Annotated in this window: 11 protein-coding genes, 1 pseudogene and 1 riboswitch; of the genes and pseudogenes, 8 read left to right on the plus strand and 4 right to left on the minus strand. The window is 68.9% G+C overall.

Going from position 1 to position 17,920, the window contains the following annotated elements; all coding sequences use genetic code 11:
* Positions 1–74: 74 nt before the first annotated feature.
* Both OG817_RS05825 and OG817_RS05830 read right to left on the minus strand, forming a co-directional pair.
* Positions 75–617, minus strand: a complete 543-nt coding sequence (locus OG817_RS05825; protein WP_406052659.1) for a hypothetical protein — start codon at positions 615–617, stop codon at positions 75–77.
* 192 nt (positions 618–809) lie between these two features.
* A complete protein-coding gene (locus OG817_RS05830; protein WP_406052660.1) occupies positions 810–1,733 on the minus strand; it encodes an OmpA family protein in 924 nt (307 codons plus the stop codon).
* A 248-nt stretch (positions 1,734–1,981) separates the two neighbouring features.
* Between OG817_RS05830 and OG817_RS05835 the strand changes: the two are divergent.
* The 4 genes and pseudogenes from OG817_RS05835 to OG817_RS05850 form a co-directional block, all read left to right on the plus strand.
* Positions 1,982–2,281, plus strand: a pseudogene (locus OG817_RS05835) (glycosyl hydrolase family 18 protein); the annotation flags it as partial.
* Between the two features lie 301 nt (positions 2,282–2,582).
* Positions 2,583–3,131 carry a winged helix-turn-helix domain-containing protein gene (locus tag OG817_RS05840; RefSeq protein ID WP_396393927.1) on the plus strand — a complete coding sequence of 183 codons (549 nt, stop codon included), beginning with the start codon at positions 2,583–2,585 and terminating at the stop codon, positions 3,129–3,131.
* Between the two features lie 14 nt (positions 3,132–3,145).
* A riboswitch (ZMP/ZTP riboswitch) is annotated at positions 3,146–3,235 on the plus strand.
* Positions 3,236–3,278: 43 nt separating this feature from the next.
* Complete coding sequence (folP, locus tag OG817_RS05845; protein WP_406052662.1) at positions 3,279–4,100, plus strand: dihydropteroate synthase; 822 nt, start codon at positions 3,279–3,281, stop codon at positions 4,098–4,100.
* Positions 4,079–4,471, plus strand: coding sequence for an NUDIX hydrolase (locus OG817_RS05850; RefSeq protein ID WP_406052664.1), 393 nt, complete (start codon positions 4,079–4,081; stop codon positions 4,469–4,471). The genes folP and OG817_RS05850 overlap by 22 nt, the downstream gene beginning before the upstream one ends.
* Before the next feature lie 57 nt (positions 4,472–4,528).
* Here OG817_RS05850 and OG817_RS05855 read toward each other — a convergent pair whose 3' ends face one another.
* A complete protein-coding gene (locus OG817_RS05855; RefSeq protein ID WP_406052666.1) occupies positions 4,529–8,932 on the minus strand; it encodes a S8 family serine peptidase in 4,404 nt (1,467 codons plus the stop codon).
* A gap of 303 nt (positions 8,933–9,235) precedes the next feature.
* On the opposite strand from OG817_RS05855, the gene OG817_RS05860 reads away from it, so the two are divergent.
* The 3 genes from OG817_RS05860 (at position 9,236) to OG817_RS05870 (ending at position 13,096) form a co-directional block, all read left to right on the plus strand.
* Positions 9,236–9,841 carry a winged helix-turn-helix domain-containing protein gene (locus tag OG817_RS05860; RefSeq protein WP_406052667.1) on the plus strand — a complete coding sequence of 202 codons (606 nt, stop codon included), beginning with the start codon at positions 9,236–9,238 and terminating at the stop codon, positions 9,839–9,841.
* A 67-nt stretch (positions 9,842–9,908) separates the two neighbouring features.
* The gene (locus OG817_RS05865; protein WP_406052668.1) at positions 9,909–11,900 is read left to right on the plus strand and encodes a GAF domain-containing protein; all 1,992 of its coding nucleotides are present in this window, start codon (positions 9,909–9,911) and stop codon (positions 11,898–11,900) included.
* Between the two features lie 26 nt (positions 11,901–11,926).
* Positions 11,927–13,096: a threonine synthase gene (locus tag OG817_RS05870; RefSeq protein ID WP_406052669.1), complete on the plus strand. Its 1,170-nt coding sequence runs from the start codon at positions 11,927–11,929 to the stop codon at positions 13,094–13,096.
* Here OG817_RS05870 and OG817_RS05875 read toward each other — a convergent pair whose 3' ends face one another.
* Positions 13,097–15,085, minus strand: coding sequence for an alpha-1,4-glucan--maltose-1-phosphate maltosyltransferase (locus tag OG817_RS05875; RefSeq protein ID WP_406052671.1), 1,989 nt, complete (start codon positions 15,083–15,085; stop codon positions 13,097–13,099). It lies immediately after the preceding gene.
* A 229-nt stretch (positions 15,086–15,314) separates the two neighbouring features.
* Here OG817_RS05875 and glgP point away from each other — a divergent pair, with 229 nt between their 5' ends.
* Positions 15,315–17,912 carry an alpha-glucan family phosphorylase gene (glgP, locus tag OG817_RS05880; protein WP_396393935.1) on the plus strand — a complete coding sequence of 866 codons (2,598 nt, stop codon included), beginning with the start codon at positions 15,315–15,317 and terminating at the stop codon, positions 17,910–17,912.
* Positions 17,913–17,920 lie beyond the last annotated feature (8 nt).

Genomic DNA, 17,920 nt, shown 5'->3' on the forward strand with positions numbered 1-17,920 from the left:
AGGTCAGTCTGACGGTCTTTTGCCAGTACAGGCAAATAGGGGCCTCGACGCCCTAACAGGGCGTCTGAGAACCGTCAGTGTTCCCCGGGGTTCGCCGACTTGCGCGGGCGGCGGGAGTACTTGGTGAAACCGGCGCGTTCGGCGTCGGCCTCGCTGCGGAACCAGACCTCGGGTTTGGTCCGGCCGTAGTACGGCGACTCAGGGGTGTGGAACAGCATCGACTGGGCTTTGCCCTTGATGGTGAACCCGTCCGGCGGACCCTGGTGCGGTACCGCATCGGCCGAGCCCACACCGTACCGTCCCGGCGGTACGTCGTCGTGCACCTGCGCCTCGGTCGCGTCTGTGTCGGGATCTGCGTCGAAGAGCGTCAGCTCTTCGGGCCGGCCTGGTGCCATCAACCGGGAGAACACCGGCTCGGGCGTGGCCGGGCGCTCGGCCTCGGCGACACGGGCCCCGACCAGGACCGCTTCCTTCTCCTCGACCGGTTCTTCCGCGACGGGCGCCGGCCCAGGGAGACCGGCGGGTACGCGCCGGTCGAGCAGGACCCAGGTGATCGCCGCGCCGAGCACGAACGCCAGCAGTGACCACAGCCAGTTGTTCCGCAGCAGCGAGCTCATCAGTGCGCGCCTTTCGACGGTCGGAGGCGGTACACCAGCCAGGCCGCTGCGCTGCCGAGCACGAACGAGACCAGCAGCAAGATCCAGACCTGTGCGATCAGCCAACTCATGGAGTCCCCTAGAGAATCTACGGACCACGGATCCCGACGACGGTAGCGGATACAGCCCGCGGACAGCACCAGCGGCCGATCGCTAGAGCACGCGGATCTGTACGCGGCGGTTCGCGATCCGGCCGGCGGCGGTGCCGTTGCTCGCGACCGGGAAGGATTCGCCGTATCCGTTGGCGAGCATCCGGTCGGCGGCGACGCCCAGCCGGACAAGTTCGCGCTTCACGGCGTCGGCCCGCTGTTCGGACAGCGGCAGGCTGGAGGCCGCGGAGCCGAGGTTGTCGGTGTGACCGGCCAACTCGACGCGCACCGTCGGACACGACTTGAGTAGCGTCGCGGCCCGCACGACCGAGGACTTCGAGGCGTTGTTCACGATCGACGTCCCGGACAGGAAGATGATCGTGTGCTGCCGGGTGAACTCCGACAGCCGGCTCTGGAAGGTCCGGCACGGCTCACTGACTTCCGGCTTCTGCGCCGGGACCTGCATCTGGTCCGCGATCACCGCGCCCGGGACCGCCTTCGCCGCGGCGCGGGCCACGGTGGCCTTGGTCGCCTGCTCCGGCACCTCACCCGTCAGCGTCACCGTGGTCCCGTCGTACCGGACCGACGCGTCGCCGGTCCCGATCGCGAGTGCGTGCAGGAGCGAGGAGAGTACGGCGGCGTCGGCCAGGCCGGTCGCGGCGTCGACCGTGATCCGGTTGTCGAAGGCGCGGTCCGGGCCGAGCACCTGGTCGACGTCGGTGGCGATCGCGTCCTTGACCGCCTGGTCCTTGACCACGGTGCGGACCCGGATCGAGCTGTCCGTCCGGCCCACCTCGAACGGCGGCATCGACGATTCGGTGCGTGCCTCGGTGGGGGAGGGCGTACTGCTGGAGGTCTGTGCCGCTGGTGCGGATTGGTCATCCTCGGTGTCCGCGATCGACGGAATCAGCACAGCGGTCAGCAGCACAGGTACGGCGAGTGCTGCCAGCAGCCAGACGACGACCGGCCGCCGAACGAATCCGGGCACTGTTCCTCCGTCGGGTGCGGTCAAGAGTGACCGTGCGCGTGGACATTACTCCGCTTGGCGCCCCGACTGCACAGCACCGACGGGAGCGTCGCGATGATCACGAGACCATTTTTATTCGAATGTCTTCTTTTCTTAACCTGGAGTACTCGGTAGGGTGCGGACAGTTCCCTCACCGCCCCCTGAGGAGGTAACGACATGCGAATCCGATTGCTGGTCGCCACCGCGCGCCGCTCACGTCGTACTCCGGGATTCCGCCCCCCGGCTTCTACAGCGACGCGGCGATCCAGAAGCTGAAGGCGAAGGGCATCCCTGCGTCGAAGCTGCTGCTCGGCGTCGGGTTCTACGGCCGCGGATGGACCGGCGTCACGCAGGCTGCTCCGGGTGGCGCCGCTACCGGTGCGGCGCCGGGCAAGTACGAGGCCGGGATCGAGGACTACAAGCTGATCTCGACCCGGTGCCCGTCGACCGGGACCGTCGGCGGAACGGCGTACGCGTTCTGCAACGGGCAGTGGTGGGGGTACGACACCCCCGACACGATCCGCGGCAAGATGTCGTACGCGAACACCCAGGGACTGGGCGGTGCCTTCTTCTGGGAGCTGTCCGGTGACACCTCCGACGGGACGCTGATCACCGCGGTGAAGTCGATCGGCTGACACCACCTGAACCGCCGACCCGACCGCCGGCCGCGCCCACCGTCCTGGGCCGGCCGGCGGTTCTTCGGTTCAGTGGTCCTGTCCTGTCTTGGACAGTTCGCATTTGTGCCAGGCCCCCGCGCAGGGAATCCCTTGACTTACTTCCCGCCGTAAACCGTACTTAGTGCGGGTCGGGGTCGACAGGGGAGGGGCGCGCATGGAGAGGCCGTCGGATTCGTCGTTGATCATCGGTGTGGCCACGTCCACGGCCGAGCGGGTGCAGCTCGCACGGTTGCTGGGTGGGGCGGACGCGTTGTTGCTGGTATCGAGTGCCGAGCAGGCTCGTACGTTCCTCGCGCTGACCGGGGTGACGTCGTCGGCCGGACCGGTCGTGCTGACCCCGACCGTGCTGCCCATCGCCGAGCAGCATGCCCAGATCATGGCAGTGCCCACCCCTGAACCCGAGCCGGTGCTGGAGGAGGAGCTGTACCTGGACGTCGATCGCCGGGTGGTGCGGTGGAAGGACCGCGAGGTCCCCCTGACCCGGCTCGAGCACGACTTCCTGCACTGCCTGGTGGAGGAGCCCGGCCGGGTCTGGACGTACCAGCACCTGCACCACGCCGTCTGGGGCAACGAGCACCTCGGCCACGGGTCGCACATCCACTCCGTGGTGAAGCGGCTCCGCCAGAAGCTCGCCAACCTCGGCGCCACCGTCACCATCCACGCGGTCCGCGGCGTCGGCTTCCACCTGCTCCCGACGGCGTAACTGAGGTAGCGTTTGCGCCGGGTCGTGACTGGCGCATGAGGTGGGCGAACCACCGGGGAGCGATCTCGTCTGGATGACGAACGCCGAGCGCCTGGGCTTCTGGATCGACCGGGAGGCCATGTCATGAATCGGGTCATGAATCGGGTCATGGATCGACCGTTGCTGGTCGGCATCGTCAACATCACCGAGGACTCGTTCTCCGACGGCGGTCGCTACCTTGCGGCGGACAACGCGATCGCCCATGCGCGCCGGTTGCACGCCGGCGGCGCCGACATCATCGAACTCGGCCCGGCGTCCAGCCACCCGGATGCCGCCAAGGTGACGCCCGAGCAGGAGATCGCCCGGCTGGCTCCAGTGCTGGATGCTCTGGGCGATCTACCGCTGGCCGTCGACTCCTACCATCCGGCGACGCAGCGGTACGCCGCCGAGCACGGAGCGACGTACCTGAACGACATCCAAGGCTTCCCGGACCCACGTCGGTACGACGAACTGGCCGCCCTGACCTGCCGGCTGGTGGTGATGCACTCGGTCCAGCACCTCGGTCCGGCCACCAGGGTTCGTACCGAGCCACAGACGATCTGGCCGGCCATCGAGCGATTCTTCGACGCCCGCGTCACCGCCCTCGAGTCGGCCGGCATCACCCGCGACCGCCTGATCCTGGACCCCGGCCTCGGCTACTTCCTGGGCAGTACTCCGGAACCGTCGCTCACCGTCCTGGCCAACCTCAGCCGCCTCAAGAGCCGCTACAACCTCCCCGTCCTCGTCTCCCCGTCCCGCAAGTCCTTCCTGCGCACGCTCACGAACACGGCCCTGTCCGACGTCGGCCCCGCCACCCTCGCCGCCGAGCTCCACGCCACCACCCAGGGCGCGGACTACATCCGCACCCACGACCCGGCCGCCCTCTCCACCGCACTCATCGTCCACACCACTCTGACGAATGGCGCCGAATGCCTCAGCACGAAGCGATAGTCGCCGTACTGCGACAAGCCGACCGAGTACTCGTCATCCGCCGGGGCCCGGAGGCGCGCATGCCCGGATACTGGGCGCCTCTCAGCGGGACCCTCGAACCCGGCGAGAGCCAGCAGCAAGCCCTCGTCCGCGAGGTCCGGGAGGAGGTCGGCCTGGCGGTCACCCCACTCGCCAAGGTCTGGGAGTCGACCACCGCCGGAGGCGACTACCTGCTCCACTGGTGGACCGCGGCGGCATCACCCGGCGAGGTGACGGCGGATCCGCGAGAGGTGGGCGAGACCCGCTGGGTCACTCCCGCACAGTTCCTCGCGTTGCAGCCGATCTTCGCGGGCGACCGGGAGTTCTTCGGGGAGGTCTTCTCGCGGTTGTGAAAAGGGACCGGCCCCACCCGGAAGATCCGAGTGGGGCCGGCTCCGACTACGTCACTGCTACTTGATGGACTTCAGGGCGAAGTCCTCGGTGATCGGTTCACCGGCGAGGAGCCGGGCGGTTCGGGTCTGGGGCTTGTAGCCGTCCTTCGCGGCGATCAGCGTGAGCGGGTTGTTGCGACGGTCCAGCCAGTAGGCGTAGTTGCCGTCCTTGTCGGTGATGAAGGTGTAGGACTGCGCCCACGAGTCCACCTCCACGATCGCCCCCGGGAGCGGCGCGCTGGCCCCGGACGAGCTGACGCCCGTGACGGTGCCCTGCAGCTTGCTCCAGGTCGTCGGCGGGGTGACGTTCATCGTCACGTCCACCGCGGGAACGGAGTAGGGGGTGTTCTCGCCGATCGTGACCTGCCCGCTGTACGTGCCGGGCTGGTCGACGTTCGCGTCGAGCGTGACCTTGACGGTGGTCGACTGGCCGGGAGCCAGCGTCGCCTCGGTCTTGTCGATGGACATCCAGCTCACGTCCGCCGACGACTCCGAGCAGCCCTCGAGACCCGGCAGGGCCTCGCTGTCCACCGTGGCGGTGAAGCCACCGGACGAGCCACCGATCTTGTAGAAGCCGCAAGCCGCGCCACCGCGGTACCGCGGCAGGTTGGAGTTCGGCAGGGCGGACCAGCTGTCGGCCGCCGGGTCATAGGCGAACCCGGCGTTGGTGACGGCACCGGCCTGGACACCGCCGACGACCAGCAGCTTTCCGCTGGCGACGGCGTACGACGCCGCCCAGTGGTCGGCCGGAGCGTCCGCGATCGCGGTCCACGAGTTCGCACCCGGGTCGTAGACGTAGGCCGACTTCAGCGAGTTCACGCCGTCGTTACCGCCGGCGCAGTACAGCATGCCGTCGATGGCGCCACAGGATGCGAACGCGACCGACTTCGGGTAGTTCGCCAGCGTCTCCCAGCTGTTGGCGGCCGCGTCGTAGCGGACCACCGTGTTGCTCATCGGGAGACAGGCCGAGGTCGTGCAGCCGCCAACGGCGTACAGCTTGCCGTCGAGGACCGCCTGACCTGCCGCGGCCCGGGGCGCCGGGTTCGCGGCGAGCGCGCTCCAGGCGTTGGCGGCCGGGTCGTACGCCCAGGTCGCCGGGTCCGGACCAGCGGCGCCCCAGCCGGAGCTGGCAATGATCTTGCCACCCACGACGCCGACGGTGATGGCGTTGCGAGCAGCCGGCAGCGGAGCGATGGCGGTCCACGCCAGCGTCGCCGGGTCGTACACATAGCTGTTCGCGGACGAGACGCTACCGTTGCCACCGGCAATCGAGTAGATCTTGCCGTCGAGGTTGACCACCCGGTTGTCCATCACGGTCGCCGGGTAGTCGGCGATGTCGGCCCACGGCGCGGCCAACGGGTTGGCGGCCGCGGTCTTGACGGCCGTCTTGCCCGACATCACCTGGCCGAACGAGGTCGGCACCTGCAGCCTCTGCAGCGGGGCGCCGGCGCCGGTCAGCACCTGCGTCTTGCTGGTGGTGGAGCTGTTCGCGTTCTGCAGCACGAAGCCGTTGTCCCGCTCGCCGAACTTGACGTCGACGCCGGCACCGCCGGTGTTGGTGACGGTGAACGACTTGGTCACCTTGCCCGACGGCAGCTTCAGGTTGCCCGAGACGCTCCCCGGGGTGACGCTCAGCCGGCCCGCGGCCAGTGAGTAGTCGGCTGTGGTGACCCAGTCGGCCTCGACGCCCACGGTCTGCTGCGCGGTGACGTAGTTGCCGGCCTTGGCGGTGAAGCCCTGGTCGCCGGAGGCCGAGGAGTACAGCCAGTAGAAGCCGTCGTTGAGACCGGTGTCCTCGGGCGTCGCCACGGTGGTCGCGGTCTCGGCCGGGTTGCCGTCACGGGTGACGACCGCACCGTTCACGAAACCGTTCGTGTTGGCGTCCTTGACGTTGCCGACGACGATGCCGCCACCAGCAGGCTCACAGGTGACCTGGCTGCCGATCAGCACGTTGTCGAGCTGCCACCACCACTCGTACTGCGCGTCGTAGTAGTGGAACCGGACCTGCACAGCGGACTTGCCGGCCGCCTGCGGGATCGCGATCTCCTTGAGCCCACGGACGTCGACCGCCTGCCTCAGCACGTTGGCCCAGGTGGCACCGCCGTCGATCGACAGGTCCACGTCGGCCTTCTCGCCGCCGAGCCAGTTGAGGTCCTGGTTGAACCGGATCACCGGAGCGGTGACCGCGGTCAGGTCCACGACCGGGCTGACCAGCGAGGTGTCCTGCGAACCGCCCGGACCGTACTTGTCGCTGTCGATGATCGCGGTACCGCCGGTACCGCCGGCCAGGTTGCCACGGGCACCCGGGTCGTTGAACTGCCAGACCTGTCCGTTGCCCTTGTTGTCGACGACGGACCAGCCGCTCGGCGTGCTGCCGGAGTCGAACGTCTGGTAGGTGCCGTCGGAGCCGTACCGGTAGCCCGGCGCCGTGGTGCAGGCGTCGGTGCGGACCGGGACGGCGATGTTCTTGGTCAGGTTGCCGGAGCCGACCGTGATCGGCTCGCTGACCGTCTGGTAGCCCGGGAACTTCGACTCCACCTTGAGCGAGTACGCCGCGCCGGCCGGAACCATCAGGCTGAAGCGGCCGTTGCTCGGGGTGGTGTAGTCGAACACGCCACCCGGACCCTCGACGCTGACCTTCGCGTACAGCGGCCAGCCGTGGCCGGAGCCGTCGGTGATGCTGCCGCCGACGTTCACCTGCGGCGAGCTCGCCAGGGCGAAGTTCTGGGTGGTGGTGTTCCCGGTGGTGATGGCGACCGTGGCGGTCTGGGTCTGGTACCCGAACGATGCCGCGGTCAGGTCGTAGCTCCCGGCCGGAAGGACGGACGAGAACGCGCCGGTGCTGGTCGTGGTCAGCACGCGGTCCGGCTGGCCGGCCTGCTTCACCGTCACGGACGCGCCGGCGAGCGGAGCACCACCGGTGGCGGCGGTGACGGTACCGGACAGGGTGCCGGTGTCGCCGATCGGCGCGGCGTTCAGCAGGGCGAGTGCGTCCAGACGGCCCTGGCCGAACACGTTGTTGTTGGCGTCGGTTCCGCCGCACTGGCTGTTCGGCGTGTCGATCGCGGTCTGGTTCAGCAGCGCCCGGGTGGCGTCCACGTCACCCTTGAGAGCCGGCGACGCGGCCCACAGCAGTGCGACGGTGCCCGCGAGGTGCGGGGTGGCCATCGACGTACCGTTGAAGGCGCCGTAGGTGTTGCCGGGGAGGCTGGACCGGACGTTGACGCCGGGGGCCGAGATGTTCGGCTTGATCGTGCCGTTCTGACCGACACCACGGCCGGAGAACGACGCGATGTTGTTGTTGATGTCGTAGGCGCCCGCCGAGTAGTTGCTGGTCAGGCTGCCCGGCGACCCGCTGCTGTTGCAGCCGAGATCACCACTGTTGCCGTTGGCGAAGGCCCCGAAGATGCCGGAGTCCTTCCAGTTGTTGGTGATGTCCTCCATGAACGGGTCGTTCGACGGCAGCTGCGAACCCCAGGAGTTGTTGATGATGTTCGGCCGCTTGCTGGCGTCGGGGTTGTTCCCGGCCAGGTCGGTCGGCTCGAGCATCCACTGACCGGAGGCGATCAGGGCCGCGTCGGTCGGGCAGCAGCCGTTCGCGGCGATCCACTTGACCCCCGGCGCGACGCCGATCTGGTTGCCGGCGCCGTCGTCACCGGCCATGGTGCCCATCGTGTGGGTGCCGTGACCGTTGCCGTCGCACGGTGCGTTGCCGCAGGTGCCGGCCGCGTCGAACCAGTTGTAGTTGTGGTCGAACGTGCCGTCGCCGTTGTTGCCGCGGTACTGCTTGACCAGCGCCGGGTGGTCGTACTGCACCCCGGTGTCGATGCTGGCGATGGTGATGCCTTCGCCCTTGTCGCCGAACTGCGACCAGACGTCGTCGGCGTTGATGTTGGCGATGCCCCACTCGACCGCGTTGATCTCGTGCTCGGTCGTGCCCTGGGAGATCTTGGGCACCTCGATCTTCATCGGGGCGTACAGGCCCTCGACCTCGGCGTGGGTGGCCAGGTTCTGGGCCAGCGTGAGCGATCCGCTGTTGATCCGGATCGCGTTCGTGCCCCAGAAGGCCTGGTACTTGACGTGCTGCGCGTCCAGCTCGGCGCGGATTGTCGCCTGGCTCTCCGCGGCGGTCTTGCGCAGTGCCGCGGCGACGGCGGTGCCGCGCTCGTTCCAGTTGGTGATCTTGCCGGCGGCGGTCAGGTCGGCCTTGGCGGCGAACCGGACCCAGTAGTCGGACGCCGCCTTGGCGTCCTTGCCGTCCAGTTGGGCCATCAGCTCCGGCTTGATCTTGCTCGCCGGAGTGGCCTCGGGCTTGGTGGGCGGTGACGCCTGCGCCTGGCCGGCACCTGCCAGCCCGGTCGCGACGACGGCCACCGTCGCCAGGGCGCCCACCAGAGTTCTGGCGAGCCCCCTTCGTCTCATGTCTGACATCTCTGCAGCCCCTCACTTGAAACGACCCCGAGTCGACTCCCCCGAGTCATTTGGTGCAGAGGTGCAGGGGTCCTCGCGTGGGCGGATTCGAGTCCCGTGCGCGAACGCTCCGTGCCCCCCAGGTCGCGACATGTGACGCCGCGAGCCTGACGAGGACCCTATGTGTCAGATCACAGGAGGAACAAGCACACATGGTGAGCAAGATGTAACTAGCCGTCGCCCTGAATCGAAGCAACGTGGTCAAAGATTGGCAGTCCGTTGACGATCCAAGGCAGAGGTTGACATCGTGATCAGATGGTCACCGCCCGTGTCCCCGCCCCAGAGGACGTCGACCTGACCACGACCGACCGGGAATCGTTTCCGCTGCTGATCGCGGTCGCGGCCTCCCCGGAGGATCGTGTCCGGCTCGCCGAGCTCGTCGACGACGTCGCTCCGCTGCTCCTCGTGTCCAGCCTCGAGGAGCTGCGCAAACTGCTGGCGCCTGCCCTGCAGTCCCCGCCGGCCCCGCCCGAGCACCCCGAACCACCCGAGCCCGAAGCGGTCGAGGCGGTCGTTGCGACGACGGCCGAGGATCCCGATGCCGACGTACTGACGATCGACCGGATCCACTCGGTCGCCCGGTGGCGCGGCCGCGACGTCCAGCTCACCGAGCTCGAGAACGACCTGCTCACCCGGCTGATGACGGCACCGCTGCGGGTCTGGACGTACGACGCCTTGCACCATACGGTCTGGCGCAACCGGGACCTGAGGGGGACCGCCGACGTGCACTCGGTGGTGAAGCGGCTGCGCCGCAAGCTCGACGAACTCGGCACCACGGTCACCATCGACGCGGTCCGCGGCACCGGCTTCCGGCTCACCGATCACCAGCGTCCCGCGATCATGGGGTTGCGGGCCGGCTGAGCGTCCCGTCGTCTTTCCCGGGGCTGGTCTCTGTTCGCCGGGGGTTCGTCGTCGCTAGCCTCATCGGGTGAGTTCCCTGCCGCACCCGCGACGGGTCCCTCGAGTCGCGGAGATCGTCCTGGCCTTCCTCGCCGGTGCCGGGACGTTCGTCGTGGTGGCAGTACTCGCCGCCTGGATCACCTCGGATGCGCTGATCGTGATCCTGGCCGTTCCGCTGGTCACCACCGTCGTCCTGGTGACCAAGTTGATCGGCATCGCGTACGCCGTACCGATCGCGATGGCAGGCATGCTCGCCTACGACTGGTACCACCTGACCCCGACCCATCCGCTCGGGTTCCCGGGCTGGTCGAACCTGGTGGATCTGCTCGTCTATCTGGCGGTGTCGGTCCTGATCGGCGAGCTGGCGGCGCATGCGACTCGTCAGGCCCAGACCGCCGAGGTGGCACGAGCCGAGCTCGCCGACGAGCAGGCGGCGCTGCGACGGGTGGCGACCGGCGTCGCGGAGGGGGTGCCCGCACAGGAGTTGCTCGCAGCGGTGGCCGAGGAGGCCGGGACGCTGCTCGACGTGGACGCGACCCGGATCGTCCGCTACGAGGACGACGACCTCGCGCATGTGACCGCCTGGAGCAGGCCCGGCTACGATCCCCGACCCTATGATCGCGTCAGGCTCGAGGGCAGGAGCGTGGCCGGCGACGTACGCCGTACCGGCCGCGTCGCCCGCATCGACGACTACGACGACATCGAGGACCGGCTGCCGCTCACCCGCGGGCTGCGCATCAAGTCCGTGGCCGGAGCACCGATCGTCGTCGGCGGCGACCTGTGGGGAGTGATGGTCGTCTGGTCCATGGCCGAGCCACTCCCGGCCGCCACGGAATCGCGCCTGACCGACTTCACCGAGCTCGCGGCCACGGCGATCGCCAACCTGGAGGCACGACGGCAGGTCGAACGTCTCCTGGACGAACAGGCCGCGCTGCGGCGGGTCGCGACGCTGGTCGCTCGTGGTGGGCGTTCGGCAGAGGTCGTCGAGACGGTCATCCGTGAGGTCGGGGTGCTCTGTGGCGCCGACCTGGCCAGGCTGGAGCGCTACGAGACGGACGGAACGGTGACCGGGGTCGGCGTGTGGAGCCGGAACACCGATCATCAACTGTCCAGCGGTACCCGCTTCGTACTCCAGGGACCGAGCATCGCGGCGCTGGTGCGAGAGACCGGCCGCCCGATGCGGGTGGACAGCTTCGCCGGCGCCTCGGGCCCGATCGCACAGGAGGCGCAGGGGCTCGGGATCCGGTCCTCGGTCGGCTGTCCGGTCGTCGTCCAGGGCCGCCTGTGGGGTGTGATCGCGGCGTCGTCGACGGGCGATGCGCCGTTCCCTCCGGACACCGAGTCCCAGATCGGCGAGTTCACCGAGCTCCTGGCGACGGCGATCTCGAACCTGAAGGCGCACGCCGACCTCGAGGCGTCCCGCGCCCGGATCGTCCAGACCACCGACCTGGCCCGCCGCCGGTTCGAGCGTGATCTGCACGACGGAGTCCAGCAGCGGCTTGTCTCGCTGGGCCTCGAACTGCGTGGGGTCGAGGCGGCCGCAGCACCCGACCTGCGGGCCGGGCTCGCCCAGATCAGCAGCGGACTGGACGGTGTGTTCAACGACCTGCGCGAACTCTCCCGGGGCATCCATCCGGCGATCCTCTCGGAGGGTGGTCTCGACCCCGCGCTGCGGGCGCTCGGACGGCGTTCGGCCGTTGCGGTCAAGCTGGACGTGAACGTCGGCGAACGGCTCGCGGAACGGGTCGAGGTGGCGGCGTACTACGTCGTCTCGGAGGCGCTCACGAACACGGCGAAGTACGCCGAGGCCACGCTGGTCGAGATCCAGGTCGCGCTCCACGACGACGTCCTCGAGCTGAGCATTCGCGACGACGGCATCGGCGGAGCCGATCCGGCCCGGGGCTCCGGTCTGATCGGACTCACCGACCGGGTCGAGGCGCTCGGCGGGCGGATCTCGATCACGAGTCCGGTCGGCGAGGGTACGTCGCTGCACGTCGAGCTCCCCCTCGAGGTCGCCTGATCGGCGCAGGAGTACCGTCAGCGTTCGTGCCTTTCTCCGCTTTGAGCCATCTCGACTGTCCCAAGTGCGGCCTCACCTACTCGCCGGACCAAGTGATCGGACTGTGTTCGTGCGGGTCGCCTCTGCTGGCCCGGTACGACGTACAGGCGATCACGCTGACCAAGGACGAGCTGGCGACCCGGCCGCCGGATCTGTGGCGGTATCACGAGCTGCTGCCGGTGCGGTCGCCGGAGAACGTGGTGACGCTGGGGGAGGGGATGACCCCGCTGCTGCCATTGCCGCGGTACGGGCGTGAGCTCGGCGTCGAACGGCTGCTGATGAAGGACGAGGGGCTGATCCCGACCGGCACCTTCAAGGCACGCGGTGCGGCGGTCGGCGTGTCCCGGGCGTACGAGGTCGGCGTCCGCAAGATCGCGATGCCGACCAATGGGAACGCCGGCTCGGCCTGGGCGGCGTACGCCGCTCGTGCGGGCATGCAAGCGTTGATCGCGATGCCGATCGCGGCGCCCGAGATCTGCCGCCGCGAGGTGAAGGTGGTCGGCGCCGAACTGCACCTGATCGACGGGCTGATCGGTGACGCCGGCGCATTCATCCGCGCGGAGCTGGCGAAGCGGGACGGCTACCTGGATGTGTCGACGCTGAAGGAGCCGTACCGGATCGAGGGCAAGAAGACGATGGGCCTCGAGATCGCGGAGCAGCTCGGTTGGCAGCTGCCCGACGTCATCCTGTACCCGACCGGTGGCGGCGTCGGCATCATCGGGATCTGGAAGGCGCTGGTCGAACTCCGCGAGCTCGGCTGGATCGACGGTCCGCTGCCGCGGCTGGTCGCCGTACAGTCGAGTGGCTGTGCGCCGATCGTCCGGGCCTGGGAGAAGGGTCTGCCGGAGAGCGAGCCCTGGCCGGACGCGCAGACCGTTGCCTTTGGCATCACGGTGCCCAAGGCGCTCGGCGATTTCCTCGTCCTGCAGGCGATCGCGGAGACCGACGGGTGTGCCGTTGCCGTCGACGACGAAGATCTGCTGGCCGAGCAGCACGAGGTCGCTCAGCTGGAAGGATCGTTCATCTGCCCGGAAGGCGCGGCCAACTTCGCGGCCGTCCGGCAGTTGCGCGAATCCGGCTGGATCCGCGCCGACGACCAGGTCGTCGCCCTGAACACCGGCGCAGGCCTCAAGTACCCGGAGACAGTTCCGCTCTGATTACGCCTGGCCGCGGCGGACGGCGAGGATGTGGGCCGGTTCGCCGTTCGGGTCGAGTTTGACGTAGTTCTGCTGGCCCCAGCGCCAGGTGGCGCCGGTGATCTCGTCGTACACGGTGAAGGTGTCCTCGGGGCGCATGCCGAGCGCGGCCATGTCCAGGTGGACCATGGTTTCGCGCACCGAGTGCGGGTCGGTGTTCACCACGACGATGACGGTGTCGCTGTGGCCGTCGGGGGCGGTCGTGCGCTTGGAGTAGCACATGATCGCCTCGTCCTCGACCGAGTGCAGCGACAGGTTGCGCAGCTGCTGCAGGGCGGGGTGCCGGCGACGGATGTTGTTCAGCAGTGTCAGGTACGGCGCGAGCGTGCGACCCTCGGCGGCCGCGGCCTCCCAGTCACGCGGACGCAACTGGAACTTCTCGGTGTCCAGGTACTCCTCGGAGCCCGGCCGGAGTGCCACGTGTTCGAACAGCTCGAACCCGGCGTACACGCCCCAGGCCGGCGACGCGGTGGACGCGATCGCGGCGCGGATCTTGAACGCGCCCGGACCGCCGTACTGCAGGTACGCGGTCAGGATGTCCGGCGTGTTGACGAAGAAGTTCGGCCGCAGGAAGTGGCCGGTCTCCTTGGTCAGCTCCTGCAGGTACTCCTCCAGCTCCCACTTCTCGTTGCGCCAGGTGAAGTAGGTGTACGACTGGTGGAAGCCGACCTTGGCCAGCTCACGCATCATCGGCCGCCGGGTGAACGCCTCGGACAGGAACACCACGTCCGGATCGGTCTTGCGGATCTCGCCGAGCAGGTACTCCCAGAAGTTCACCGGCTTCGTGTGCGGGTTGTCGACCCGGAACACGGTCACGCCGTGCGAGATCCACAGCCGGACGATCCGCAGGACCTCGGCGTAGATCCCCTCGGGATCGTTGTCGAAGTTGATCGGGTAGATGTCCTGGTACTTCTTCGGCGGGTTCTCCGCGTACGCGATCGAGCCGTCGGCACGGATCGAGAACCACTTCGGGTGCTCCTTGACCCACGGGTGGTCCGGCGACGCCTGCAGGGCCAGGTCGATGGCAACCTCGAGACCTAGTTCGCGGGCCCGGCCGACGAAGTCCTCGAAGTCCTCGAAGGTGCCGAGCTCGGGGTGGATCGCGTCGTGCCCACCCTCGTCCGAGCCGATCGCCCACGGCGACCCGGGGTCACCGGGCTTCGGGTCGAGGGTGTTGTTCGGGCCTTTGCGGAACGCGTGACCGATCGGGTGGATCGGCGGCAAGTAGAGGATGTCGAAGCCCATCCCCGCCACCGCGTCCAAGCGCTTGGCCGCAGTCCGGAACGTCCCCGACTTCCACTGCCCGGACTCCTCGTCGTACGTCGCTCCCTCGGACCGCGGGAAGAACTCGTACCAACTGCCGTACAGCGCGAGGCTCCGGTCGACCCACACCGGATAGGTCTCAGACGACGTGATCAGCTCCCGCACCGGGTAGCGCCCGAGTGCGGCTCGGACCTGCGGCGAGATGCCCGCGGCCAGCCGCGCCTCCGGCGGCAGTGCGCCGTTCGCCAGCGCGTGAGCGGCGTCGCTCAGCGTGGCCCGGTCGGCGCGGACGGCGGGGGGTACGCCGGCGGCGGCGCGGTCGAAGAACGCCGCGCCCTCGGCGAACATCAGGTCCACGTCGAGGCCGGCCGGGATCTTGATCTCGGCGTTGTGCCGCCACGTGCCGTACGGGTCGCTCCAGCCCTCGACCGCGAACGTCCACGCGCCCTGCTCCTGCAGCGTCACGTCGACCGTCCACCGGTCGCTGCCCTGCCCGACCGGTGCCATCAGCATCCGTCTGGTCTGCCCGGTCGGCGAGGTCAGTACGACGTTCGCGTTCACCGCGTCGTGGCCCTCACGGAACACCGTGGCCGCGATGGTGAAGGTCTCGCCCACCGAGGCCTTGGCCGGATACGCTCCGGCGTCGACGGTCGGGGTGACGTCGGTGATCGGGATGCGCCCAGTCATGGCGTAGACGAACCTTCGCTTTCCGATTGCGGATCCGGCCGAGGGGTAGTTCAGGTCTGACGTTATCGGTTCCCAGCGGCAGACCATGACATGCGGTGGTCACGTTTCGGTCCACAGGATGGAACATCAGTGACGGACCCCGCGAATGTGTCTGCAAAATCTTGCCCGCGTTGCAAGATCGATGCATGCCGAAGGTGTCTCGTGAACCGGAGGCCGGTACGGTGTCCCGGTGCGAGCGATACGACGATTCTCCGTCCGCCCTGTCCTGCCCGAGCCGCTGACCGGCCTGGGCACCCTGGTGAACAACCTCCGCTGGTCCTGGCACCCGGAGACGCAGGACGTCTTCGAAGCGGTCGACCCGCAGCTGTGGCGGAGCACCGGCGGTGACCCGGTCAAGCTCCTCGGCGAGGTCCCGGCGGCCCGGCTCGACGAGCTGGCCCACGACGATGTCTTCCTGCGCCGGCTTGAACTGGCCGTCACCGACCTGAACGCCTACGTGTCCGGCGACCGGTGGTTCCAGACCGACGCCGGCTCCCCGGTGAGCTCGGTGGCGTACTTCTCCCCGGAGTTCGGCATCACCTACGTCCTCCCGCAGTACTCGGGTGGTCTGGGCATCCTGGCCGGTGACCACCTGAAGGCGGCCAGCGACCTCGGCGTACCGCTGATCGGCGTTGGCCTGCTGTACCGGCACGGCTACTTCGCGCAGTCGCTGAACGCCGAAGGCTGGCAGCAGGAGCGCTACCCCCTGGTGGATCCGGACGGGCTGCCGATCAGCCTGCTCCGCGACGGCGACGCGCCCGCCACCGTGACCCTGACGCTGCCCGGCAACCGGCAGCTGCACGCGCAGATCTGGGTCGCCCAGGTCGGCCGGGTGCCGCTGCTGATGCTCGACTCCGACATGGAGGAGAACGACCCGGCCGAGCGCGAGGTGACCGACCGGCTGTACGGCGGTTCCACCGAGCACCGGCTGCTCCAGGAACTGCTGCTCGGCGTCGGTGGTGTCCGCGCGGTCCGCACCTTCTGCCGCATCACCGGCCACTCGGCCCCCGAGGTGTTCCACACCAACGAGGGCCACGCCGGCTTCCTCGGCATCGAGCGGATCCGTGAGCTCGCCACCGACCAGTCGCTGGACTTCGACACCGCGCTCGAGGTCGCCCGCGGCGGCACCGTGTTCACCACCCACACGCCGGTCCCGGCCGGTATCGACCGGTTCCCGGTCGAGTTGATCCAGCAGCACTTCTCGCCCGACGCGTACGGCGAGGGCGTGCCCATCGACCGGATCCTCGAGCTCGGCGCCGAGGACTTCGAGGGCGGCGACCCGGGCGTCTTCAACATGGCGATCATGGGCCTGCGGCTGGCGCAGCGGGCCAACGGCGTGTCCAAGCTGCACGGTGTGGTCAGCCGCGGCATGTTCGCCGGGCTGTGGCCGAGTTTCGACCCGGTCGACGTACCGATCACCTCGATCACCAACGGCGTGCACGCGCCGACCTGGGTGGCGCGGGAGATCCACGGGCTCACGTACGCGGCCACCGACACGGCCGAGAGCGACGGCCTGTTCGACGGCCTCGACAAGACCTCCGACGCGCAGATCTGGGAGACCAAGCGGACCCTGCGGCAGCGGTTCATCGACGACACCCGGGCCCGGGTCCGGCAGTCCTGGATCAACCGCGGCGCCAGCGACGCCGAGCTCGGCTGGGTCGATTCCATCCTCGACCCGGACGTCCTGACCATGGGCTTCGCCCGCCGCGTCCCGTCGTACAAGCGGCTCACCCTGATGCTGCGCGACCCGGCCCGGCTGAAGGCGCTGCTGCTGCACCCGCAGCGGCCGGTCCAGATCGTCATCGCCGGCAAGGCGCACCCGCACGACGAGGGCGGCAAGAAGCTCATCCAGGAGATGGTCCGCTTCGCCGACGACCCCGAGGTACGGCACCGGATCGTGTTCGTGCCCGACTACGACATCGCGCTGGCGCAGCCGATGTACCCGGGGTGCGATGTGTGGCTGAACAACCCGCTGCGTCCCTACGAGGCGTGCGGCACGTCCGGCATGAAGGCTGCTCTCAACGGTGCCTTGAACCTGTCGATCCGCGACGGCTGGTGGGACGAGTGGTACGACGACGAGTTCGGCTGGGCGATCCCGTCCGCGGAAGGGATCGAGGACACCGACCGGCGTGACGACCTCGAGGCGCACGCGCTGTACGACCTGATCGAGAAGCAGGTCGCGCCGCGCTTCTACGACGGCGAGGTGCCGGGCCGCTGGATCGAGATGCTCCGGCACACGATCAAGGAGCTCGGCCCGAAGGTGCTCGCCACCCGGATGGTCCGCGACTACGTCGAGCAGCTGTACGTCCCGGCCGCCAAGTCGTCGCGCTCTCTGAACGCGACGTACGACGGTGCGCGTGAGCTGGCCGCGTGGAAGAAGAAGGTCCGGACGGCCTGGCCGCAGATCCGGGTCGACCACGTGGAGCTGCAGGGCCTGGGCGACGTACCGCAGCTCGGGACCACGGTTGGGATCCGCGCCTTCGCCGCGCTCGGGGATCTCGAGCCTGCCGACATCTGTGTCGAGGTGCTGCACGGGCGGGTCGACACCAACGACGAGATCACGGACCCGGTCCGCGCGACGCTGGCGATGGCGGAAACCTACGAGGGCAACCGGCACCGCTACGAAGGCGAACTGAAGCTCGACCGAACCGGCCCCTTCGGCTACACCGTCCGAGTCGTCCCAAGCCACGACGGCCTCGCCAGCCCGGCCGAACTCGGCCTGGCTGCTGGACCGTCCGACCCCGACGACCCATCCGCCCCCGACCTCCCAGCAGGCTCAGAGTTCTGAGCCCTTCG

It is taken from the genome of Kribbella sp. NBC_00889 (assembly GCF_045207705.1).
Taxonomy (GTDB): domain Bacteria; phylum Actinomycetota; class Actinomycetes; order Propionibacteriales; family Kribbellaceae; genus Kribbella.